Source organism: Larkinella knui (genome assembly GCF_003858645.1).
GTDB lineage: Bacteria > Bacteroidota > Bacteroidia > Cytophagales > Spirosomataceae > Larkinella > Larkinella knui.
Map to the genome: position 1 here is coordinate 86,928 of NZ_RQJP01000007.1, position 24,102 is coordinate 111,029.

General features: G+C 52.1%; 19 protein-coding genes. 9 read left to right on the plus strand and 10 right to left on the minus strand.

Annotated features, from left to right (window positions below; all coding sequences use genetic code 11):
* The first annotated feature begins 107 nt into the window (after window positions 1-107).
* Window positions 108-1,349 carry a serine hydrolase domain-containing protein gene (locus EHT87_RS28900; RefSeq protein ID WP_229321444.1) on the plus strand — a complete coding sequence of 414 codons (1,242 nt, stop codon included), beginning with the start codon at window positions 108-110 and terminating at the stop codon, window positions 1,347-1,349.
* On the opposite strand, the gene nadB is transcribed toward EHT87_RS28900, so the two are convergent.
* The 5 genes from nadB to nadC form a co-directional block, all read right to left on the minus strand.
* Entirely contained in the window at window positions 1,346-2,938 is a 1,593-nt protein-coding gene (gene nadB / locus EHT87_RS28905; protein ID WP_124910270.1) for an L-aspartate oxidase, read from the minus strand. The two genes, EHT87_RS28900 and nadB, sit on opposite strands and share 4 nt — an antisense overlap.
* Window positions 2,939-2,955: 17 nt before the next feature.
* On the minus strand, window positions 2,956-3,342 hold the full coding sequence (locus EHT87_RS28910) for a type II toxin-antitoxin system VapC family toxin (RefSeq protein WP_124910271.1): 387 nt from the start codon (window positions 3,340-3,342) through the stop codon (window positions 2,956-2,958).
* Window positions 3,343-3,345: 3 nt separating this feature from the next.
* Window positions 3,346-3,570 (minus strand): DUF2281 domain-containing protein, encoded by a 225-nt coding sequence (locus EHT87_RS28915; protein WP_124910272.1) that lies wholly within the window; start codon window positions 3,568-3,570, stop codon window positions 3,346-3,348.
* Window positions 3,571-3,582: 12 nt separating this feature from the next.
* A complete protein-coding gene (nadA, locus tag EHT87_RS28920) occupies window positions 3,583-4,506 on the minus strand; it encodes a quinolinate synthase NadA (RefSeq protein ID WP_374756048.1) in 924 nt (307 codons plus the stop codon).
* A 207-nt stretch (window positions 4,507-4,713) separates the two neighbouring features.
* Window positions 4,714-5,547: a carboxylating nicotinate-nucleotide diphosphorylase gene (gene nadC, locus EHT87_RS28925; RefSeq protein ID WP_124910274.1), complete on the minus strand. Its 834-nt coding sequence runs from the start codon at window positions 5,545-5,547 to the stop codon at window positions 4,714-4,716.
* Between the two features lie 125 nt (window positions 5,548-5,672).
* On the opposite strand from nadC, the gene EHT87_RS28930 reads away from it, so the two are divergent.
* The 5 genes from EHT87_RS28930 (at window position 5,673) to EHT87_RS28950 (ending at window position 13,241) form a co-directional block, all read left to right on the plus strand.
* On the plus strand, window positions 5,673-6,047 hold the full coding sequence (locus tag EHT87_RS28930) for a hypothetical protein (protein WP_124910275.1): 375 nt from the start codon (window positions 5,673-5,675) through the stop codon (window positions 6,045-6,047).
* 147 nt (window positions 6,048-6,194) lie between these two features.
* On the plus strand, window positions 6,195-9,200 hold the full coding sequence (gene secDF, locus EHT87_RS28935; RefSeq protein ID WP_124910276.1) for a protein translocase subunit SecDF: 3,006 nt from the start codon (window positions 6,195-6,197) through the stop codon (window positions 9,198-9,200).
* Between the two features lie 137 nt (window positions 9,201-9,337).
* Window positions 9,338-10,909, plus strand: coding sequence for an amino acid permease (locus EHT87_RS28940; RefSeq protein ID WP_124910277.1), 1,572 nt, complete (start codon window positions 9,338-9,340; stop codon window positions 10,907-10,909).
* A 128-nt stretch (window positions 10,910-11,037) separates the two neighbouring features.
* Window positions 11,038-11,838, plus strand: coding sequence for a sulfite exporter TauE/SafE family protein (locus tag EHT87_RS28945; protein ID WP_124910278.1), 801 nt, complete (start codon window positions 11,038-11,040; stop codon window positions 11,836-11,838).
* On the plus strand, window positions 11,835-13,241 hold the full coding sequence (locus EHT87_RS28950) for an MBL fold metallo-hydrolase (protein WP_124910279.1): 1,407 nt from the start codon (window positions 11,835-11,837) through the stop codon (window positions 13,239-13,241). Before EHT87_RS28945 ends, EHT87_RS28950 begins: the two co-directional genes overlap by 4 nt.
* Window positions 13,242-13,317: 76 nt before the next feature.
* Here EHT87_RS28950 and nuoK read toward each other — a convergent pair whose 3' ends face one another.
* The 4 genes from nuoK to EHT87_RS28970 form a co-directional block, all read right to left on the minus strand.
* Window positions 13,318-13,626 (minus strand): NADH-quinone oxidoreductase subunit NuoK, encoded by a 309-nt coding sequence (nuoK, locus tag EHT87_RS28955; protein WP_124910280.1) that lies wholly within the window; start codon window positions 13,624-13,626, stop codon window positions 13,318-13,320.
* 7 nt (window positions 13,627-13,633) lie between these two features.
* Window positions 13,634-14,158, minus strand: coding sequence for an NADH-quinone oxidoreductase subunit J family protein (locus EHT87_RS28960; RefSeq protein WP_124910281.1), 525 nt, complete (start codon window positions 14,156-14,158; stop codon window positions 13,634-13,636).
* A 23-nt stretch (window positions 14,159-14,181) separates the two neighbouring features.
* A complete protein-coding gene (locus tag EHT87_RS28965; RefSeq protein WP_124910282.1) occupies window positions 14,182-15,600 on the minus strand; it encodes a 4Fe-4S binding protein in 1,419 nt (472 codons plus the stop codon).
* A gap of 75 nt (window positions 15,601-15,675) precedes the next feature.
* Complete coding sequence (locus tag EHT87_RS28970; protein WP_124910283.1) at window positions 15,676-18,099, minus strand: alpha-ketoacid dehydrogenase subunit alpha/beta; 2,424 nt, start codon at window positions 18,097-18,099, stop codon at window positions 15,676-15,678.
* Window positions 18,100-18,415: 316 nt separating this feature from the next.
* Between EHT87_RS28970 and EHT87_RS28975 the strand changes: the two genes are divergently transcribed.
* Complete coding sequence (locus EHT87_RS28975; RefSeq protein ID WP_124910284.1) at window positions 18,416-18,865, plus strand: DUF1573 domain-containing protein; 450 nt, start codon at window positions 18,416-18,418, stop codon at window positions 18,863-18,865.
* Between the two features lie 116 nt (window positions 18,866-18,981).
* Here EHT87_RS28975 and EHT87_RS28980 read toward each other — a convergent pair whose 3' ends face one another.
* Window positions 18,982-21,894 (minus strand): putative LPS assembly protein LptD, encoded by a 2,913-nt coding sequence (locus EHT87_RS28980; protein ID WP_229321447.1) that lies wholly within the window; start codon window positions 21,892-21,894, stop codon window positions 18,982-18,984.
* A 250-nt stretch (window positions 21,895-22,144) separates the two neighbouring features.
* On the opposite strand from EHT87_RS28980, the gene EHT87_RS28985 reads away from it, so the two are divergent.
* Both EHT87_RS28985 and EHT87_RS28990 read left to right on the plus strand, forming a co-directional pair.
* Complete coding sequence (locus tag EHT87_RS28985) at window positions 22,145-22,915, plus strand: N-acetylmuramoyl-L-alanine amidase family protein (RefSeq protein WP_374756049.1); 771 nt, start codon at window positions 22,145-22,147, stop codon at window positions 22,913-22,915.
* 166 nt (window positions 22,916-23,081) lie between these two features.
* On the plus strand, window positions 23,082-24,077 hold the full coding sequence (locus tag EHT87_RS28990) for an MlaD family protein (RefSeq protein WP_124910285.1): 996 nt from the start codon (window positions 23,082-23,084) through the stop codon (window positions 24,075-24,077).
* Window positions 24,078-24,102: the final 25 nt, after the last annotated feature.

Sequence of the window (24,102 nt, forward strand, 5' to 3'; positions counted from 1 at the left end):
GGCATTCGATAAAAAAGCCCTGCGGTGTCCGTATAAAAAATGTATTTTTGTTTGCAATCAGTACAGGATTAGTTCAGGGGCGCGTCAGTGCATATCAACGTAATGGAATGAGAGTTTCGGGAATTTGGGCGGGAATTATTGCCATCTGTATCATCGTCGGGTGTGATTCGAGTGAAGACAGGAAGTTGAAGCGTTCGGCGAATGCCATGCATAATTGCGCCGAAGAACAGACCTTGAGTGCGGCCGAGGAGCGGGCTATCCGGCAGCAAATCGGTGCGGAGGCAAAAATTCAGAAAATTGAAGAAATCATTCGGGGAAAGGTCCGCGCCGGTTTCAACGGCAACGTTCTGATTGCGCAGAAGGGCGTTATTCTGTACCGAAACTCGTTCGGACTGGCGCATTTCGAGAAATCTTCCCGCGACTCGCTCACCATCAATTCCAAGTTCCAGCTGGCGTCGCTTTCCAAAACCTTCACGGCGGTGGCCACGCTCAAACTGATCGAAGCCGGCAAACTGAAGCTGAACGATACGATTCAAAAGTTCTTTCCGGATTTCCCTTATCACGGGATCTCGGTCGAAAATCTGCTGTCGCATCGCAGCGGTCTGCCCAATTATGCGTACGCGTTCGAAGACAGCATGCGGACCAATTTTTACAAATTCGAAAAACCGTATCCGACCAATTCCGAGATCATGTACTGGTTTGCGAACGTGCATCCCACGCCCCAGCGCTACAACATTCCGGGGCGCACCTTCAGCTACAGCAACACCAATTACTGCGTTCTGGCGGCCATTATCGAGAAAATCACGAAGATGTCGTTCGACCAGTTTGCCCGAAAAAATATCTTCGAGCCGTTGGGTATGAAAAATACGTGGGTGGCCACCACGCCCAATGACTCCATCAACCGGGATCGCACGGCGGGCTACCAGTGGAACCGCCGGATCCCGAAGGATTACTACGACAACGTGGTGGGCGACAAGGGCATCTATTCGACCGTCGGCGATCTTTTCAAGTGGTATCGCGCCCTGAATGGCGACTGTCTGCTCCGGAAAACGCTGCTGGCCGAAGCCTTCCTGCCCCGCAGTTTCGAACGCAAAGGCACCAAGAATTACGGCTACGGTTTTCGGATGTACGTCAACAACCAGAACCAGCCCGAATACATCTACCACACGGGCTGGTGGAAAGGATACAACAGCCTGTTCTGGTTCAGCCCGAAGGATGATTTTGTGATTATTCTTCTGGGAAACCGCTACAACAAATCGGTGTATCAGGTTAAGGAACTGCTCGAAGTATTGCACGGCCACCCGTCCAACGCCGAACCGGAAGCCGAAACCGGCGAAGTGGACGTTTAAGCGGTTTCTTTTTCGATGTCCTGATTAAAATGCAGTCCCCGGTTATCGTGCCGGGCCATGGCGGCTTTGATGATCAGATACGCGACTTCAATCATGTTCCGCAACTCGCAAATCCGGTTCGACACTTTCGATTGGCGGTAGAGTTCTTCGTGTTCCAGATAGATCAGTTCCAGCCGGTCCATCGCCCGTTTCATCCGCCGGTTGGTGCGAACAATCCCAACGTAGTTCGACATGATCGATTCCAGTTCCCGCTGCATTTCGGTCACCAGAACGAGTTCTTCCGGGTGCGTTGTTCCGGCATCGTTCCATTCCGGCAGATTATCGGGAATGGAAGCTTCGTTGAAATTTTCAACGGTTTTCAGATACGCCCGATGACCAAAAACCACGGCTTCGAGTAAGGAATTGGACGCCAGCCGGTTAGCGCCGTGCAAACCGGTACACGAACATTCTCCGGCGGCATACAGGAAGTTGATATTGGTTTGCCCAAACTCGTTGACCTTGATTCCCCCGCACAAATAGTGCTGCGCCGGAACCACCGGAATGTAATCTTTCCGGATGTCGATGCCCAGATTGTCGCGGCAATAGGCGGTAATGTTGGGAAAATGCTCGACAAATTTCTCGAAATCGCAGTGCGTCACGTCCAGATAGACGTGCGGATCACCGGATTTTTTCATTTCGGAGTCGATGGCGCGGGCCACAATGTCGCGCGGAGCCAGCGACAGGCGGTCGTCATAGTTTTCCATGAACGTTTCGCCTTTGATGGTTTTCAAAATACCGCCAAAACCACGGACGGCTTCGGAGATCAGGAAACTCGGTTTTTTGCCCGGTTCATAGAGCGCCGTCGGATGGAACTGAATGAATTCCATGTCCTTACAGATCGATTTGGCGCGGTAGGCCATTGCAATGCCGTCGCCGGTTGCAATGGTCGGGTTGGTGGTGCTCTGATAAACGTTGCCAATCCCGCCCGTGGCCAGCAGCGTCGTTTTCGCCAGAAACATTTCGACCTGACCGGTATGCGTGTTGAGCACATAAGCCCCAAAACAGCGGTTGTCGGTATCGTAGCGGTGAACGGTTTCGCCGAGGTGGTGGCGGGTGATCAGATCAACGGCGTAATAATGCGTGAAAACCTGAATAGCGGGCAACGACTGGGTCTTTTCCAGCAACGCGCGCTCAATTTCGGCCCCGGTAATGTCCTTAAAGTGCAGAATCCGGTGGTCGGAGTGGCCGCCTTCGCGGGCCAGGTCGTAGTCACCGTCGTCTTCCTTGTCAAACCGGGTGCCATAGTCGATCAGTTCGCGAATCCGCTCGGGGGCTTCGCGCACCACGATTTCGACCACCTCGCGTTTGCTCAGGAAGTCGCCCGCAATCATCGTGTCCTCGATGTGTTTCTCAAAAGAATCCTCCACGGCCCAGACAGCGGCAATACCGCCCTGGGCGTATTTGGTATTGGTCTCGTCGGCCCGGACTTTGGTAATGACAGCAATCCGGACGGGCTGGCCGGTTTCTTCAAAATGAATGGCCAGTTTAGTGGCATAGCTCAGTCCGGCAATGCCGGAGCCGATGACGAGGAAATCGAAGTGTTGGGGCATGGTATAATGCAGACGAATTAATCCCAAAGTACAGAAATTGGATAAAAAGGAAAGGCCGCATCTTTGCTAATAACCGTCAATTCTTCCACCATTGCCTGAGCAATAATAATTCTGTCAAATGGGTCGCGATGATAGGTTTTAAGGGTTTCAATAGGAAATACATGTATCGCTTTGATCGGCAAAATACGGATGTCCAGTTCGGCTAACGTATCCATAATCGATAGAAGTGAGCGGTCAAGAGTTAGTTTATTCGAACTCTTTTTAACGGCCAGCTCCCAAAATGTAGCTGTACTAACATACAACGTATTTGAACGATCCGTGATAGCAGATTCAGCCTCTTTAGATAATTTATCTTTGTCATCAAGCATCCAAAGCAGGACGTGAGTATCAAGCAAATAATTCATACACTACATGTAATCCTTAAAGTCATCTAAGGGCTCGTCAAAGTCATCCGACATATAAACAACCAACCCTTTCATAGTTCCTAGCGGTCGTTCTGAGTTAACAGGTGCCGTGTCACCGTCTGTTTCGATAGCTTCCAGTACAGATTTCACAATCGTTTTTTGTTCGGCAGGGAGTTTCTTTATCAAGCTTAATAACTCCTCAAATCCAACTTGAACAGTCAGTTCCATTGATCGAATTGGTTACAATCCCTTACTCATTTCCAGCATCCGCAAAACCGATGCTTCGGCTTTCACGCGCACATCTTCCGGGACAAAAATCTCCGGTTTTTCGTAATACAACGTATTGTACAACTTTTCGAGCGTGTTCATTTTCATGTACGGACACTCCGAACAGGCGCAGGTGTTGTTCTCGCTTGCCGGGGCCGGAATAATTTTCTTGTTGGGCACCGACTGCTTCATTTTGTGCAGAATACCGGCTTCGGTGCCGACAATAAACACCTCGTCGGGCTGCTCCATCACGTATTTCAGCAAAGCCGTGGTCGAACCCACAAAATCGGCCTGACTCAGAATGTGCTCCTGGCATTCGGGGTGGGCAATGAACTTGGCTTCGGGATATTTCTGGCGCAAAGCCGTCAGTTTTTCCAGCGAAATGTCAATGTGAACAATGCAGGCACCATCCCACAACACCAGATCGCGACCGGTTTTCTTGGCCACAAACCGCCCCAGGTTGGCGTCCGGCGCAAAGATGATCTTCTGGTCTTTGGGTAACGACTCGACAATCTTCACGGCGTTCGACGACGTACAGATGATGTCCGACAATGCCTTGATTTCCGCCGAGCAGTTGATGTAACTAATGACGATGTGATCGGGATATTTCGCCTTGAAAGCCGCAAATTCATCCGCCGGAGCCGAATCGGCCAGCGAACAGCCGGCGTTCATGTCGGGAATGACGACTTTCTTGTCGGGCGACAGAATCTTGGCGGTTTCGCCCATGAAATGCACCCCGCAGAACACAATCATGTCGGCATCGGTGGCGGCTGCCTGCTGCGACAAACCGAGGCTGTCGCCAATGTAGTCGGCCAGGTCCTGAATGTCACCATCGACGTAATAATGGGCCAGAATCACGGCGTTTTTCTCCTTCTTCATCCGCCGGATTTCGTCCATCAAAACCTGTTTATCTTTCGGCGTGGAGCGGCTGATGTAGCCGATCTGCCGGATTTCTTCATCTAAAGTGAGTGGAATCGTTGCCATAGTGTCTAAACAAAAAGTAACTTATAAAATCTCCGCTCAACTCCCTTTTCTCCGCTCAACTCCGCGAAATAGTTTTTGTGTCGCGGAGTTGGGCGGAGAAAAGGAAGTTGAGCGGAGGTGCTAATAGGCTTTCAGGCTCATGTCCAGGCTTTTGACCTGATGCGTCAGCGCACCGGACGAGATGTAATCGACGCCGGTTTCGGCATACGCACGCAGGTTGGTTTCGTTAATACCGCCCGACGCTTCGGTAACGATCCGTCCGTCGATCAGTTCCACCATCTTTTTCAACTCGGCCGGTTCAAAATTGTCCAACAACATGCGATTGATCTGGCCGATGCGTAAAACCTCTTCCACTTCCTTCCGGTTCCGGACCTCCACTTCAATGGGTAACGAACGGCCGGTGGTTTTAAGATAATCGACGGCTTTGGTAACGGCCGCTTCAATACCGCCCGCGTAGTCGAGGTGGTTGTCTTTGATCAGAATCATGTCGAACAAACCAAAGCGGTGGTTGATGGCGCCCCCAATTTTGACCGCCATTTTTTCGCAAATCCGAAAGTTTGGTGTCGTCTTGCGGGTGTCCAGCAATTTGGCTTTCGTCCCTTCCAGCAGGCTTACCATCGCCCGCGTGTGGGTGGCAATACCGCTCATGCGCTGCATGCAGTTCAGCACCAGCCGCTCGGCTTTCAGAATCGACTGCGCCCGGCCGTTGACGGTCAGCACAATATCGCCGTAATGAATCGCCCGGCCGTCTTCAATGTGGACGTGTACTTCCAACTCCGGGTCAACTTCCCGAAAAACCGCTTCGGCCACTTCAACACCCGCCAAAACGCCGTCCTGCTTCACCAGAAGGCGGGCGCGTTTCTGCGCATCGGCCGGAATGGTCGAGAGAGACGTGTGGTCGCCGTCGCCAACATCTTCGGCTAGGGCCAATTTTATAAACTCCTGTAACGTCATTTTTACGTATTTGGGCGAAAGTTAGTGGACTTCTTTAAAAAATGCCTGAAAAAACGAATTTGCTTTCTTGCCGAACTATCGCGAAATTTGTTCCCCTCGTTCCGGCGAACCGATTTGAAGCATCCATGAAGCAACAGCGTAACGACTATATTCGTTTGATGAGCCTCTTCCTGACCGGGTTGCTGCTGCTGGTAGCATCGGGCGGGCCGTCGTGGCTGACTGTTGAACAACGTTTGGTAAAGCAAACTGTTCAAACGCCGAAAAAGGAAAAAGCGGCCAACAATGCCCAACAGGTCGTTGTTCAGGCAACCTCGTTTGATGCCGTCGTTACGCCAGCTCTTACGTTTGGGTTCGCGCAAACGGTTTATCTGCTGCCTCCGCCAGTACTTTTCTTTGTACTGAAACAAACGGTTATTCCCCGGTATTCTGAGATTCCTTATTTCTATTTTTCGTTTTTTCGCTACGTTTTCGGGCATCACATTGCCATTAATGCACCCTGATTGATTTCTTAGACGTGAGAAGTTAGACAAGAGAGTAAAGACAAAAAACAGTAACTGATACGGTTTGAAATCATCTCTTTTTTCTTCTCACAACCATTTCTTCAATTTCTACTGTCTCACATCTTTTCTCTTTATTCTTAATTACTAATGCAAAACCGAGTCGGAATACTCATTCTGACGGGTGTAATTGCACTGTTGTGCATTTACTATCTGTCGTTTACGTTCGTGTCGAACAGCATCAAAAATGACGCGACTACCTACGCTACCAATTCCAAGGGTGATGTCGATATTTCCAAAAAACAGCATTACATCGATTCACTCTGGAAAGAACCGGTTTATCTGGGCAACACGCTGGAAGAAGTAACCACCCGCGAATTGGGCCTGGGTCTTGACTTACAGGGTGGTATGCACGTCGTGCTGGAAGTATCTCCTTCCGAAATCCTGCGCGGTCTGGCCGGTGGTTCCCGCGATCCGAAATTCGAACAGGCGCTGAAAAAGGCGACCGAAGCTCAGAAGTCGGGCCAGTCGAAATTTGTGGATAATTTTATCAGCGCCTTCAAAGAGGTGTCTCCCAATACCAAGCTGGCGACCATTTTTGCCAACAGCACCAACCGCGGGAAGATCAACTTCCAGTCGTCGGATGCCGAAGTTCGGAAACTGATCAACGACGAAGTCGACGGTTCCATCAGCCGGGCGTTCCAGATCATTCAGGCGCGGGTCGATAAATTTGGGGTAGCCAACCCGAACATTCAGCGGTTGCCGGGTTCGGGCCGGATTTTGATCGAATTACCGGGTGTCGACAATCCGGAACGCGTTCGTCGTCTGTTGTCCGGTGCGGCCAAACTGGAATTTGCCGAAGTCTACACGCTGAACGACGTCGCCGGTGGACTGGATCAACTGGGTGCCTACCTCGTGCAGATGGAAGCCGAGCGGAAACTTGCGGCTACCCAAAAAGCGGGTACGCCGACGGCGGCAGCCACCACCGACACAACGAAAAAAGACAACTCCCTGGCGGCTCAGTTAGCGCAGAAAAACCAAGCCGCTAAAGGCGATACCGCTAAAAAAGACACTTCGGCAACGGCCGCCCAGAATGCGGCCTTGACGAGCCTGTTCGTGCCGATTTCGCAGAACCAACTGGGTGTGTACCTGAAAGATACCGCTCGTGCCAACGATATTCTGGGCCGGGCGAACGTAAAAGCCCTGTTCCCGGCGGATGCGGTTCTGCTGTGGGATCGCAAACCGATCACGACCAACGATAGCAAGGAAATTCTGCCGTTGTATTTCATCCGCAAACCAGCGGGTAAATCGCCCCTGGAAGGTGATGTGATCGTGGATGCCACGAATGACTACGACGACCGGGGCCGTCCGGAAGTAACCATGCGCATGAACGCGGAAGGTGCCCGCAAATGGCGTGCGCTGACGGCGGCTAACATCAACCGCCCCGTAGCGATTATCCTGGACAACCTGGTGTATACGGCCCCAACGGTGCAGAATGAGATTCCGAACGGTAGCTCCAGCATTTCCGGAAACTTCACGGTGGAAGAAACCAAGGATATGGCCAACATCCTGAAAGCCGGTAAGTTACCCGCGCCAACCAACATTGTGGAGGAAGCCGTTGTGGGAGCCACACTGGGTTCAGAAGCGGTTTCGGCCGGGGTTCTTTCGTCGGTGGTTGGTTTGATCATCGTCCTGATTTTTGTGGTTGCCTACTACGGCAGCGCCGGATTCATTGCCGACCTGGCCCTGTTTGTCAACCTGTTCTTCCTGCTGGGCATCATGGCCTCGCTGGGAGCGGTATTGACGATGCCCGGTATTGCCGGTATCGTGTTGACGATTGGTATGGCCGTGGATGCCAACGTACTGATTTTCGAACGGATCAAAGAAGAACTTGCTTTAGGAAAACCGTTTAAACAGGCCATTGCCGACGGGTTTACGAACGCCTATTCGTCCATTATCGACTCGAACGTTACTACGTTGCTGACCGGTGTAATCCTGTTTATTTTCGGAACAGGCCTGATTCTGGGTTTTGCCACCACGCTCGTGATCGGTATTCTGACGTCGTTGTTTGCCGCTATTTTCATCACCCGGATTATTCTGGAACAATACGTGAAAAATGGCAAAACGCTGCCGTTTGGTACCAGCTGGTCGCGGAATCTGTTCAAAGATTCTGCCTTCGACTTCGTATCGCGCCGGAAATTATACTACACCATTTCATCGGTCATTATCGGTCTGGGGATTATTTCCGTTATTTTTAAAGGCTTCGGTCTGGGGGTCGATTTCAAAGGCGGACGCTCGTATGTGGTTCGTTTCGAGAATAGCGTGAGCACCGACGATGTACGGAATGCGCTGGAAAGTGCGCTACCCGGTTCGCTGGAAGTAAAAACCTACGGTGGTACCGGTATTGGAGCTGCCAACCAGGTTCGGATCACCACCAGCTATCTGGCCGACGCAACGACACCCGAAGCCGACAAGCAGACGGAGTCCAAACTGCTGGGTGGTCTGACTAAAATTCAGGGAAATAAAGGGTCGATCGAAAGCTCACAGAAAGTAGGTCCGGCCATTGCCAACGATTTGATTTACTCCGCGCTCTGGTCCATTTTGCTGGCCGTCGCCGTCGTGTTCTGCTACATCCTGATCCGGTTTAAAAAGCTGGCGTTCGGCTACGGAGCGGTGGTTGCGTTGTTTCACGACGTGTTGATCATCCTGGCTATTTTCTCGATTGGCAACGGATTCTTACCCTTCTCCCTCGACGTCGATCAGGCCTTTATCGGTGCCTTGCTGACCATTATGGGGTACTCGATGAACGACACCGTCGTCGTCTTCGACCGCGTCCGGGAATATTTGAACGACTCAAAAGGCCGTAAAGAAAGTATCCCGGTTATTATCAACAACGCCTTGAATAGCACGCTGAGCCGCACCGCCGTCACGGGGCTTTCCACGATGCTGGTGCTGATCGTGTTGTTTTTCTTCGGTGGTGAAACCATCCGCGGTTTCTCGTTCGCGATGCTGATCGGGGTCATTGTCGGTACGTATTCGTCCCTGTTTGTCGCCACGCCCATTGTGGTCGATGCCTTGAGCCGTGACCAGCTCAATGAAGCAACGGCCACCCCGGAGGTGCCGGCAACCGGAAAAGCTGCACGCGCTAAAGCGTAAGGTTTGAGAATAAAAAAGGGATAAAGACAACAATGATCTTTATCCCTTTTTTATATTTCGATTCCTTCGTATTGACTAAGACCGCAAAAGCGTTATTTTGCAAAACATTTATTTCGTAAAATTTTATTCGGTCCTATATGGAGTCTACCAAAGCATCAACGCAAACCAAAAACCAACTTTGGGCGAAGAAATCTATCACCAAACTCATGGAAGAGACGTCGGCCGATCCGACGAGCCTTGATCCAATCAGCCAGGAGGGTACGTTAAAACGCACGTTGACTTCAACGAATTTGATCGCGTTAGGAATTGGGGCTATCATCGGAGCCGGGTTATTTGTCCGAACGGCCGCTGCGGCTGGTGGTCACGCCGGTCCGGGGGTAACCATTTCGTTCGCCATTGCCGCCTTTGCCTGTGCGCTGGCCGGTTTGTGCTATGCCGAATTTGCGTCGATGATTCCGATTGCCGGAAGTGCTTATACCTACAGCTACACCACGATGGGCGAGTTTATCGCCTGGATTATTGGCTGGGATCTGGTCCTGGAATATGCCCTGGGTGCCGCTACGGTTTCCATCGGCTGGTCGCAATACCTGAACGCCCTTTTCTACGATTTCTTCAAGTTTCACATACCCTATCAATGGTGTCACTCCCCCTTTCAGATCAGCGACGGTCTGGGAATGTATGCCGGTGAAGCCGGTGTACACGGAATCATCAACCTGCCCGCCGTCTTTATTCTTTTGATGCTGAGTCTGTTATTGATCAGAGGAACGCAGGAATCGGCGACGTTCAATAACATCATTGTCATTGTTAAAGTAAGCATCGTCCTATTGATCATTGCCCTGGCCTGGAAATTCATCAATCCGGCCAACCACGTGCCCTATCTGATTCCGGCTGATGCAGGAACGGCTACCCTTAGTACGGGGCAAATCCATAATTACGCTGATCCGTTGAACCACGGCTGGCTGGGTGTGCTGCGGGGAGCCGGTATTGTGTTCTTTGCCTTCATCGGTTTTGATGCGGTATCGACGGCTGCCCAGGAAGCCAAGAATCCGCAGAAAGATATGCCCATCGGTATTCTGGTATCGCTGGCGATCTGTACGTTTTTATACATTCTGTTTTCCCACGTACTGACGGGTCTGGCACCTTACAAGGAATTCATGGGCCACGGGGGAGAAGCATCCGTCGTTTACGCCATCACGCATTATATGCCGGGTTATGAGTGGCTGGCATCGCTGGTAACGGTAGCCATTCTGGCCGGTTTTTCTTCGGTCATTCTGGTGATGCTCCTGGGTCAGACGCGCGTATTCTACACCATGAGTAAAGATGGTCTGGTACCGGCGATCTTCTCAAAACTACACCCGAAATACAAAACGCCATACCGGTCGCAGTGGGTGTTTTTTGTGTTTGTATCGATCTTTGCGGCCTTCATTCCGGATAGTGTTGTGGGCGATATGACCAGCATTGGAACCTTGTTTGCCTTCGTTCTGGTTTGCCTGGGCATCATGATTTTACGCAAGACCGACCCGAATCTGGTTCGTCCGTTCAGAACGCCTATGTATATGATTGTGTGTCCGCTGGGCGCGCTCGTTTGCCTTTCAATGATCCTGAGCCTGGGTTGGGAAAACTGGACTCGTCTCATCGTCTGGATGGCTATCGGCTTGTTCATTTATTTCGCCTACGGGCGGTATCATAGCAAACTGCGGGCTAAATAAGGCTATAAATTCCCCTTTTCAGGCAGACTGATTTTTAATAAAACTAAAAACTCCTAAAACTCGGTAGAGTTTTAGGAGTTTTTAGTTTATGACCCCTCCGGTTTGGAAAAGTTTCCCGAATTTTGGGCATGCGTATCGATGAAGTCGCGGGTTTTCTATCGGCTATCGTCGCCGGATTCGTGATCGGCCTGGCGGGTGGTGGCGGTTCCATTCTGACCGTTCCAATTTTTGTGTACCTTTTTCATATTCAACCGGTATTGGCCACCACTTATTCATTATTTGTGGTGGGTGCCACCTCCCTGGTGGGCTCAATCGAGTATGCAATCAAAAAGCAGATTGACTTTACGGTGACGGCGGCTTTTGCCATCCCGTCCTTTCTTTCGGTGTTTCTCGCCCGGCGGTTTTTGGTGCCCGTTATTCCGGATCCGCTGTTTCAGTACCGTTCCTTTGTCTTGCCCAAAAATGATGCGATTCTTTATTTTTTTGCCTTTGTCATGATACTGGCCGCACAGGCCATGATTCGGCAACCGAACCCGAACCAGGAAGCGCAAAGTCCGGAACGGCCCCGGCTGGGTTTGCTGGCACTCGACGGGCTCGGCGTCGGGTTGCTGACGGGAACTATCGGCGCAGGGGGCGGGTTTTTGATTGTGCCCATGCTGGCGTTGCTGGCGGGTTTGCCGATGCACCGGGCCGTTGCCACGTCGGTACTGATCATTTCGGTCAATTCGTTCGTCGGTTTTTTGGGCGATTTACACCGGAACGATCTCGATTGGCGTTTTTTGCTCGAATTTACGGCTTTTTCCATCGGCGGAATCATTCTGGGCGTCTATCTGTCCCGGTTCATTCCACCGACTCAGCTCAGACGCGGTTTCGGCGTTTTCGTGCTGGGCGTTGCTTTGTATATCCTCTTTAAAGAAAGTAGTAAATGATCATTGAACAATTGTATACTGGCTGTCTGGCGCAGGGAGCTTATTACATTGAAAGCGACGGGGAAGCCGCCGTTATCGATCCACTTCGTGAAACCGCTCCGTATTTAAAAAAAGCGGAACAACACCGCGCCCGGATCAAATACGTATTTGAAACGCATTTTCACGCCGATTTTGTCTCCGGCCATATCGATCTGGCCCAAAAGACGGGCGCAACCATCGTTTACGGCCCCAATGCTCAAACCACCTTTGCGTCTCATCATGCCCGGAATGGCGAAGTGTTTTCCGTGGGGAAAATAACCATCAAAGCGCTCCACACGCCCGGTCATACGCTGGAATCGACGACCTACCTGCTGATTGATGAAGCTGGTAAAAACCACGCTATTTTTACCGGCGACACCTTGTTTATCGGCGATGTGGGCCGTCCGGATCTGGCCATCAAAGGCAATCTGACCGAACACGATCTGGCCGGAATGCTTTACGATAGCCTTCATAACCAGATTATGCCGCTGGAAGACGATGTTATCGTGTATCCGGCCCACGGGGCCGGGTCGGCCTGTGGGAAGAACATGAGCAAGGAAACGACGGATACGCTCGGCAATCAGAAGCGGTTCAATTATGCGCTTCAGGCCAAATCGAAAGACGAATTTATCAAAGCGGTTCTGGACGGCTTGACGAAAGCTCCGGCCTATTTTGCGGAAAATGCGCGGCTGAATAAAGAAGGCTACGAAGCCATCGACAAGGTTATGGAACGGGGCCATCAGGCGCTGTCGCCGGAGGCCTTTGAAGCCGCCGTCAACGAAACCGGAGCCCTGGTGCTCGATGTGCGTGACGCGCCGGAATTTGCGAAAGGCTTTATTCCCAATTCCATCAACATTGGTTTACACGGCCAGTTTGCGCCCTGGGTGGGGGCGCTGATTCCGGATTTGAAGCAACCCATCGCGCTCGTAACGCCGGTTGGGCAGGAAGAAGAAACCGTATTGCGACTGGCCCGCGTGGGTTATGATCACAGCATTGGCTATCTGGAAGGCGGTTTTTCGTCGTGGCAGAAAGCCGGTAAGGAAGTGGATGACATTGCCTCCGTTTCGGCGGAGGAGTTTGCCAGGCTCTACAGAAAAGGCACCGTGATCGATGTGCGCCGGCCCGACGAGTTCGCCCTCGAGCACGTTCAGCATGCCGAGAATCTGCCGTTAGACAATTTGAATGATCACATGGCGGAGATCGACAAAAAAAAGCCGGTGTATATTCACTGCGCGGGCGGCTACCGGTCGATGGTGGCGGCTTCGATCCTGAAAGCCCGCGGGTTTGATAACCTGATCAATGTAGAAGGCGGAATGGGGGCTATCAAACAGACCAATCAGGTGCCTGTCGAACGTACCCACGGACCGGCGGGCGCTCCCGTTTAGTCCGTGAGATTCTCACTACTTCTAGGCTATAAAGTGTGATTATAAGCACACGGACTAAACGGGAGCCGTGGGTACGTTACTTCTTCAACTCATTCAGCTCATCCAGTTGAACGGTGTTGAAATGCCGGTAGACCTGCAAAATAATGGCCAGGGCAATGGCCGCTTCGGCGGCCGCGACGATCATCACGAAAAGACTGAACAGTTGCCCCTGCAAGCGAACCGGGTCGTTCTGACTAAAGGCAATCAGATTCAGATTGACCGCATTCAGCATCAGTTCAATGCCCATCAGAACCATAATGGCGTGGCGTTTCAGAATCACGATCGCCAGCCCGATGCTGAACAACGCGGCTCCGACGAGCAGGAATAAGCCGGAATTGATTTCCATAGTTGAATTATTTATTTCTTGACGAAGCCGCAATCGTCGTGGCACCGATCAGGGCCACCAGCAACAGAACCCCCGCCATTTCGAACGGTATCAAAAATTCGGTCATCAGTTGCCGCCCTATCGTATCGACCGTCGACCGGTACGAAGCCGCTTGCTGATTCAGCAGCACGAAATTTCCCCGCACCAGCGCCCGGTACAAAACGCTGAAAATCCCACCTGCCACCAGCAAGGCCCACAGCCAGCTGCGGTGTTTGGTCAGAATGAAGTTGGGTTGGGTAAAATCAGTTTTTCCCGTATCGGGTTTGTGCGTCAGCATGACCCCGAAAATAATCAGCACCAAAACGCCCCCGACGTAAATCATGATTTGCGAAACGGCCAGGAAATCGGCCCCCGCCAGCACAAACAAACCCGCAACGCCCAGCAAGGTCAGCAACAGAAAGAAAGCCGCATAGAGTACGTTTTTGGTCAGTAAAACCGCCAGCGCCGACCCGAGCGTGAAAACAATGAACAGATAAAAAACGAGTTGAACCACAAGTTTGGGGTTTTACCGGATGATTAGGATTCGCCTTTAGGCGGCAGTTTCGGTTTGAGTGTGGGCCGAAAAACCGGACGCGGTTTGACCGGTTCGGCCGGTTTTTGCTCATCGACCGGTGGCTCGGTGGTTTCTTCTGGAAGGGGTGGCTGTTCTGCAACCGGTTCCGCCGGTTTGGGCTCTTCTACGGGCGAAACTGGTGCCGTTTTGGGCCGCATGCTTGGCCGGAAAGCCGGTTTGGCCGCAACCGGTTTTTCGTCTTCTGCGGCTGGTTGCTCCGCCGGTTTTGGTTCTTCAGCAGGCTTCGATTCGGCGATCGGCGGAGCCGTTTTGGGCTTTAATGTGGGCCGAAAAACCGGTTTGGCCGCAACGGGTTTTGCTTCTTCTTCCGCTGTTTCCCGACGTGCCGACGCATCGCCAGCCGCTTCCACCGGCTTTGATTCCCCGGCTGCCGGAGCCACTTTCGGGCGCAGGGTGGGCCGGAAGGCGGGTTTGGCTGCGACCGGTTTTGGTTCTTCGGCCGGTTTTTCCAACCCTTCCATCGCAATCCGTTCGGCTTCGTCCGGCGTCACGTCCGTCAGCGGATGTTCGGCCACGGAACCCGCCGAATTTTGCTCCGTCAACGGTTTTTCCTCTTCTTTCGGTGGCTGAGCCGGCGTTTTTAGCGTCGGTCGGAAAACCGGACGCGGCTTGGAAACCGGGGCTTCTGGTGCCGCAGTCGCTTCCACCGCGGGTTCCTGCGCCACGGGCGCGGCCGTGGGTTCAGATTCCGTTTCAACGGGTTTCGGTGCCGGTTTCATACCCGGCCGGAATACCGGTTTTTTCGGTGCTTCCGGCATGGGCGCTGCGGTTGTGGCGGCTTTGGCAGCGGCTTGCCGGGCCTTGAGTTCTTCTTTTTCCCGCACAAACTGTTCGTACAAACTCCGCTTTTCATCCGCCTGTTCGGGCGACAGATTGGCAAAATGGTACGTCATGTTGCCCAGCTCATACTCGCTGAAGTCGTAGGTCTTCGTCATGGTCAGGCACTCCGTCGGGCAAACCGTGGTGCAAAGGCCACAGTAGCAGCACTTGGCCATGTCGATGTCAAACTTGGCCGCATACAACCGGATCGGCGAACCGTCCGACGCCTTTCCGACTTCCTCCGTGGCTTTGACGGCATCGATGGTGATGCAATCGACCGGACACACTTTCACGCATTTATCGCAGACAATGCAATCGTCCATTTCATTGTGTAACCGGTAGCGCCCATTGTCCGGCACCTGAATGGTTTCGAATGGATATTGAAGGGTCACAATACCGCCGTCCGGCCCGAAATAATCCGCTTGCTGGACGTTGATGGGTTTTCGGCTCTGTCGGGCACCCAACAAGTGCCGGAACGTTAGTTTTAGCCCCGTCAGCGTCGTTTGGATGCCTTCCTGTATATCTTTAAAGTACGGACTCATTTCGTAATAGAATAGAGAAGTTAGACTAGAGAGCAAAGACTGGATTGGTTCATGCCGGCGTCTTTCCTCTTTAGTCTAACCTCTTTTCTCTCCATATAATTTCGGAAAACGAGCGGGTTCTGCTTCGTTCATCAATTCATAAACCACGTCAAAGACGTCTTCGGTATTGGGTTTGGAGAAATAATCACCATCGGAACCGTAGGCCGGGCGGTGGGCTTTTGCCGAGAGCGTTCGCGGAGGTGAATCGAGGTAGCGATACGCATTTTGTTTTTCAAGCACTTCCTGCATCATGTACGCCGAACCGCCCCCCGGAAAATCTTCGTCGGCAAACAGCACCCGGTTCGTCTTTTTAATGGATTCGACGATGGCATGCGACCGGTCGAACGGCAACAACGTCTGTACATCGATCACTTCGGCGTGAATGTCGAACTGCCGGAGTTGGTCGGCGGCTTCGAGCACGATCCGGCACATCGATCCGTACGTCACAATGGTAATATCGGTGCCTTCGCGCAGAATTTCCGGAACGCCCAGCGGCAGGCAAAACTCGTCCAGATTGTCCGGTAAGCGTTCTTTCAGGCGGTATCCGTTCAGGCATTCGACCAGCAGCGCCGGATCATCGCCTTTGATGAGGGTGTTGTAAAAACCGGCCGCCTGCGTCATGTTGCGCGGCACCAGAATATGCAGGCCGCGCAGGCTGTTGACCATGGCGCTCATGGGCGAACCCGAGTGCCAGATGCCTTCCAGCCGGTGGCCGCGCGTCCGGATGATGAGTGGCGCTTTCTGCCCCCCTTTGGTACGGTAATGCAGCGTGGCCAGGTCGTCGGTCAGTGTGGCCAGGGCGTAAAAAACATAATCGAAATACTGAATCTCGACGATGGGTTTCAGGCCGCGCATGGCCATGCCGATGCCCTGGCCAATGATGCTGGTTTCCCGAATACCGGTGTCGGTGATGCGTAAATCGCCGTATTTTTCCTGCAAACCGGCAAACCCCTGATTGACGTCACCAATATACCCGACATCCTCACCCAGCGCCACCACCCGGGGATCGCGACCGAAGAGGCTATCGAAATACCGCTGCATCAACTGGTAGCCATCGATCAGCGGGCTTTCGTCGGTATAACGGGCCGCAACGGGCGTCACCTTCAGCGGTGAATCCGGCGATTGGCTGTATAAATGGGAACTATACCGGTCTTCATTTTCGGCGTTCGTCCGATGCAACCACGCCAGCAGGCCCTGTTTGGCTTCCGTGTCGTCGGTTCGTAAATACCGCAAGGCCCGTTTCACGGCCGCCGTGGCATCCCGGCGAATCGGTACGTGCGTAGTCCGCAGCTGTTCGCGGAGTGCGGCAATGGGTTCGCCCTGTCTGGCCGTTTCGGCGGCCTGTTGTAACAGCGCCATAGCCTCCTCAAAATCACTTTTTAGCGACGCCAGATACGCATTCCAGGCTTCCTGGCGGGCCATTTTGGTAACGCGTACGGCTTCCCGTTCAATCGCATCCAGGTCGTCGTGGGTGGCGTAGCCATTTTCCAGAATCCACTGGCGAAAATGCCGGTTGCAGTCATACTGCCGTTCCCATTCCAGGCGTTCGGCGGTTTTATACCGTTCGTGCGAACCGGAGGTCGAGTGGCCCTGTGGCTGGGTAACTTCCTGTACGTGAACCAGTACGGGAACGTGTTCCTCGCGGCAAATGCGGGCGGCTTTCTGGTAGGTTTCGATCAAGGCCGGATAATCCCAGCCTTTCACCGTCAGAATTTCAATTCCTTTTTCCGTCTCCGTCCGCTGAAAACCCGCCAGTGCTTTCGAGATGCTGGCTTTGGTGGTCTGATACTCAACTGGAACCGAAATGCCGTAGCCATCGTCCCAGACCGACATCAGCAGCGGTACCTGCAAAACCCCGGCGGCATTCATGGTTTCGAGGAACATTCCCTGTGAAGTCGAAGAATCTCCAATCGTTCCGAAAATAATTTCGTTACCATTTCGGGAGAACGTCGTCAAAAGATGTAGATGGGTATTCTGACGATACAGCCGCGATGCGTAGGCCAGCCCAAGTGATCTTGGAATCTGGCCTGCCGTCGGGGCAATATCACCAACGGAGTTATAAAGTTCGGTTTGATTCCGCCACTGCCCCTGTTCGTCGAGCCAGCGAGTGGCATAATGGCCGTTCATCTGACGGCCTGCCGAATTGGGATCGGCTTCAATGTCGGTGTGGGCGTAAAGCTGGGCAAAGAACTCGGTCCACCGGAGTTCGCCGAGAGCCGCTACGAACGTTTGATCGCGGTAGTAGCCCGAACGGAAATCACCAGCCTGAAAGGCGTGAGCGGCTGCAAGCTGGGCAATTTCCTTGCCGTCGCCGAAGATGCCGAACTTGGCTCGTCCACCCATTACCTCGCGCCGACCCAGCAAGCTGGCGTGGCGGCTTTCACAAGCCAGTCGATAATCTTGCAGGATTTTTTCCTGCGTCAGCGTATCGGTTATATTTAATTGTTCGTTTGCAATCACAGAACGGCCACAGTTTTAGAGGTACTTGTTTGCTCGATTAATTGCCTGTTCAATGATTTGTCGGTGGTTTTCAAGTGGATACCCCAAATAACTATCATTGAACAAACAAAGTAACTCCGGCGATCGGAGTAAAAATAATATAAAGTTTCACAGCTTTCAAAAAAACGATTTTTTGACTTTCTTTGTTAAGCGAACATGTGCCGGGATTTATCCGGCAAACCGTCATTTGGCAACCCTTTTGTAGTATAAATTGTATAACAGGATTGTAAAGTAAGTAGTCTACCCGTTTGTTTTGTAACTAAATTTTAAAAAGAAAATGAAAAAGGCTTTTTCACTAATCGTGGTATTTCTGGCAATTACGACAATTGCTTTCGCTCAGAAAGGCGTTATTAAATTCACCAAAGAAGCACACGACTTTGGTAAAGTTCCGCAAGGAACACCGGTCACCTACACGTTTGAGTTTACCAACACCGGTACTGATCCCGTCGTTATCTCGAACGCTCAGCCTTCTTGCGGTTGTACAACGCCAGACTGGACCAAGAGCGCCGTTTTGCCAGGCCAGAAGGGTTTTGTGAAAGCAACTTACAACGCGGCTTCCATGGGGTCATTCAATAAGAATGTGACGGTAGTGAGCAACGCAGAACGCACGTCGATTCCCCTGAATCTGACGGGTGAAGTGATCGCGAAAGAGGGGCAATCTACGGCAGCCGCTACGCCAGCAGCCGCACCGGCAACTGAAAAAAGCAAGAAAAAAGGGACCAAGTAAGCAAGAATAAGCGTTACAAATCCTGAACAAAAAAGGCATCCCGCCAACGTGGGATGCCTTTTTTGGTTCAAAAGCTTGAAGGAAATTTCGACTTCTGAAGCAGAGCAGGTTTGCTTCTAGTAGTTGATCGAGGTACCCCGGCGACGGCTTAGTTTCAGATCCTGAAGAATGGCGGATTTCACGCGCAGGTCGAACGAATAGAAATTGGAACGGTAACGGTTGCCCGAAAACGGCGTATAACTGAAGTTCATATCCCAGCAATGCAGGTCGCGGTGGAGCGTAACGGTGGTCAGTGACGGTGCTTTCGCCGAAAAATCGAAACCGGTCTGGAGCGACACTTTCCACTTGGGCGTCAGACTCAAATCGCCCGTTACCTGCAACGCCTGAATAATCTGGCTTTCGATAGGCGTAAATTTGGTCAGGCTAAAGGTGTAGCTGAGATTGATGCTCCAGGGAATGTTAAAATCAACGTAGTCTTCCGGATTCTTGTTGACATTTCGCAGCTCGGCCGCATCGGTGGGCGTTGAGGAATTGGGGGCTACTTTCGGTTTCCGCGCTTCTTTGGGGGCAAACTGGGTACTCAGGTAAAAATTAAGATTTTGCAAGTGGGCCAGGCCCTGACCCTGCGTTATCGCCAGTTTATCGATCTTGTTGAGGTGATAGGCATTTATGTAAGGTCCAGTCTGGAAATATTGTGACTGATCCGGCACCCAATATACACTAGAAACTGTGGGGGTATTGGCATAGGCATACGGATCGAAGACCGACGAAAAGTTAAAGCTGACTTTTTTGAAAATCTGCGTATTGGCACTGAAGTTCAGCGTGGAAAATTTAAACTGGGGTGCATACGGGTTATACGACCCCGACAGGCTGATGTTGTCGAACAGCGAAACTTTCTCAAATTCGCTCTTGGCCGAATCGCTCCGCGAGCGAACCTTCATTTCCAGCTGGTTGACAATGCTGTAGCTGATCGACGCCGACCGCCCTGTGAAGCTGGATGCACCGGCGGTGCCGCCCAAACCCCGGTAGCGCGACACCCGAAGGACTTTGGTGGTGTCGAATGGGTCACGGTATTGCGACAGGGTGGTCGTAAAAGCACTGGATAAGTCCGGTGTGTAGCTGAACGAAATGGAGGGCGCAATGGTGTGCCGGATGGCTTCCAACCGACCCAGTCGCATAAAAAACGTCCCGTAGGCCCGGGTGTTCATCGAGGCATTGAAGGAAAGGAAGTACGTCGCAGAAATGCGATTTGATGTGTCGACACGCACGGCTTTGCGGTCCGGCAAATAGGTGTACTCCAGGCTTTTGGTATAAACATCCCCGCTCAGTGAAACGCCCGGCGTAAAGTTGAGGTACCGCGCCAGCTTGAAGTTAGGCAGTGAAATGGGGATCGAATACCGGCTTTGCACCTGCGCGTTCTTCAGGATGGTGGGCAGATTCTCAAGTGTCATCGGAATCAGGTTGGAATTGATATAAACTTCCTGATTGGCGATTGCCGCCAGACTATCCCGCAGACGCTGTAACGTATCACCCCGAAGCGCCAGTGTGGTGGCAACCGGAAAGCCAAGATTGGTAGCATCAACCGTCCGGCGGGTGTTATTCAACGTGGCCTGCGCGTTGAAATCCAGCCCCAGCCGGAAGCTTTCGAACCACCTTCCCGTTCCGCCTTTCAGCGCAAAAGGCGCAATCTGCGCAACACCCAGGTTAAAACCCGACGAAATATTCGTTTGACCGCCCTCACGCACGTTAGTGGCTGGATTGTATCGACCAAAATTCTGGCTCACGTTGAGATTGGCCGAGCTCGTCACGTACTGCCCAAACTTATGGCTATAGTTGACGCCCGAGTTGGCTGCATTGGAAACGTAGCGGCCCGAACTCAACGACGTGTTCAACTGGTTGTAGCTGTTGCTGCTGACGTTGACGTTGGCCGAGAACTGCGAATTGCCCCGGGGCCGGGGCGAATGGGACCAGATAATGCTGAAATCGTTGCGGGGTTTCGACGCGGTATCCACCAGGGAAGTGGTTCGGTTCCGCGCATACGTCAGCGCGAAATTGCCGCCATAGCGATACCGCTTCAGGTATTCCGACGACAGGCCGAGCCCCCAGCTTCCGTTGGAGTAAATCTGACCCCGCAAACTCATGCTGATGTATTGGTTGATGGCGAAATAATACCCCCCGTCGCGGAGGTAAAAACCGCGTCCGTTGGGTTCCTCACCGTATTGGGGGAAAATAAGTCCTGACGTTCCGATTTCGCTTTTCTTGGGAATCGGAAAAAAACCGAACGGAAGCGCCAAGGGTGTTGGTATGTCGTTGATAACCAGATTGAACGGTCCCGAAATGAGCTGTTTATTATGTACCACCTTAATCTTGCTGGCATTGATGTGGAAGTGCGGAGTGGCCAGGTTGCAGGTGGTGTAAATGGCATTTCGGATGTAAAGATTGTCCTGAGCGTCTTTTTTAACGGTTTTTCCCCGAACATTTCCCTCACCCTGAGCCGTAATAACGCCTTTGATGAACCCTTTTTTAGTTTTGAAATTAAAGCGGATTTCCTGCGTATCATACCGGCCGCTGGCATCCTGAAAAACGGGCAGCCCAACGGTTTTCCGGGCGGTGGAATCGTAACGCCCGCGGGCATACACTTCGTTGGTGGTCCAGTTGAGTTTAATATAGGCAGCCGTCAGGTGGATGTCGCCGTAATCGACCTTCGCATCACCGAAAAGTTCGACAATCTGGCCCGTAGCATCGAAGAGTGTTGAATCTTTGGCTGAATAGTTAACGGTTGTTTGTAAATTACTGCCCGTATCGACCGAATCCCGGTTTGTCACGGTGAGCGAATCCCGGCGCACGGTATCCACCACCACGGAATTGCCGGTAACGGTAGCCGAAGAAGGAGTTGCCGAACGCGGTGTGAATGCGGGAACCGTACGACGCACCGGTTTCTGCTGCGCGTGTAACACCAGCGGGAAAATGATGATCAGGCAAGTGATCAGGTTCCGTAAAATAAAGTATGTATTTTTCAGTTTTATCAAAAAAATTATATTTGCTCGTCCTACAGCGCTGGCTTACGCTGTTAACCCGTTCGGTCGAATTGCCAATAGGGCCCGGCCTACTCCGGATCACAAAGTTAGTCGCTAACTTCATTCCAATACTGCCTTGAAACGGTTAAACCTGTTAAAAATTATTAAAGTATTCCGGACGGTTGCAAAAACGACCGCCCGAGTCACGCTGATGGGTTCTCCCGTTCTCCTGCCCGTCCTGTGTCTTCTGGCGCTGCCCGCCATGACGCCGGTTTTACCGCAGGATAATCCAAAACAGGATCAACAGCAGGCGGAGGTGCGCCCAGGCCGTTTGCGAACCGTCGTTCTTGACCCCGGCCACGGCGGCAAAGATCCCGGCACGATGACCAGGCGCAACCGCGAATCGCGAATTGTGTTGAAAATCGCGCTGGAACTGGGACGCCGGATTAAAGAAGAATTGCCGGGGGTAAAGGTGATTTTTACCCGGTCGACGGATGTTTTTATCGAGTTGAATGAACGCTCGGCCATTGCCAACCGCAACAAAGCCGACCTGTTCATTTCGATCCACGTCAACGCCAGCCCCTCGTCGAGCCGCGTCAACGGAACGGAAACCTACACGATGGGGTTGCACAAAACCAACGGAAACCTGGACGTTGCCAAACGGGAAAATGCGGTTATTTTGAAAGAAAGCAATTACAAGGAAAATTATCAGGGCTTTGATCCGGATTCTCCGCTAGCCCACATTATGCTGGCCAATTATCAGCACGCCTTTATGAACAGCAGCGTTGATTTTGCCCAGAAAGTGGAATGGAGTTTTAAGAAAAACGCCGAACGACCGAGCCGTGGGGTCAAACAGGCGGGATTCCTGGTGCTCTGGCGGACCACGATGCCCAGTGTACTGGTAGAAACCGGTTACATCACCAATCCGGACGAAGAACGGTATCTGGCCTCCGAAGAGGGGCAGAATGAAATGGCAAACGCCATTTTTCGCGCTTTCAAGGCCTATAAAGACGAAGTAGATGCAGTAGAGTAAGCAAGTTGTTAGTAACTTGGCAACGGTTTTTAATTGATCAATGGTTATAGGGCTACCAAGGGTTAGCTGGATTTAATGGCTGAATGGCTACAACTGGTTTTGATGGCCGGACTGTAACGTAGCTATTCAGCCAGTTGTAGCCATTTCAACCATTCACACCCCACGCATGAAAATTTCAAAAGAAGCAAAGGTGGGCATCCTGGCCGTGGTAACATTGGCGATGCTCTATTTCGGGTTTAATTACCTCAAAGGTTCCGATATTTTTTCCAGTTCGAACAAATACGTAGTCGTTTACGATAATGTCGATGGGCTGACGCCCTCGAATCCGGTGCAGCTCAACGGCTTGAATATCGGACGGGTGGACCGGATCGACATTATGCAGCAACAGGGAAATAAATTACTGGTTACGCTGGATATTGAGAAACGGATTCAGGTCGGTCGTGGCTCCAAAGCCATTCTGGCCGATGCCGGGGTGTTGGGCGGCAAGCTGGTGATTCTCCAAATCGCGCAATCGGGCCAGATGCTCGAGGTGGGTGATACGCTCATTAGCGGGAAAGAACAAGGGCTAACGGCCTTGATTCGGGAGAAAACGCTGCCGGTTTTAAATACCGTCGATTCATTGACGCTGAATCTGAACCGGATTGTCAAACAGTTCGACCGCACCGGACTGGTCCTGACCCGGACGCTGGAAGGCGTGGAAGCCACCACCGGAACCCTGCAACTGACCATTGGCGAAAACCGCGAAGGCATCAAGCGGCTGATGACGAACCTCGGTAATCTGTCGGCGTCGCTGGCCGAAACCGAGAAAGAAATCAAACCGCTGCTGTCGAAAGCCGGAACGTTTGCCGATTCGCTCAATGCGCTGAAACTGAGCCAGACGCTGGCAAATGCCAACAAATCCATCGGTACGCTGCAACAGATGCTGGCCGACATCAACAGCGGCAAAGGAACGCTGGGCAAGCTGAAAGGCGACGAGGCTCTGTATAAAAATGTCAACGGTGCCACCGCCAGCCTGGAAAAACTGCTGACCGACTTCCGCGAGAATCCCAAGCGGTATGTTCATTTTTCGCTGTTTGGGAAGAAGGACAAGAAACCGGCCACGACCACGTCGGCGCAGAGTGCAACGGTTGTGGTGCCGCTTTCGGATACGACAAATAACTAGTTTACGGTTTACGGTATTCGGTTTA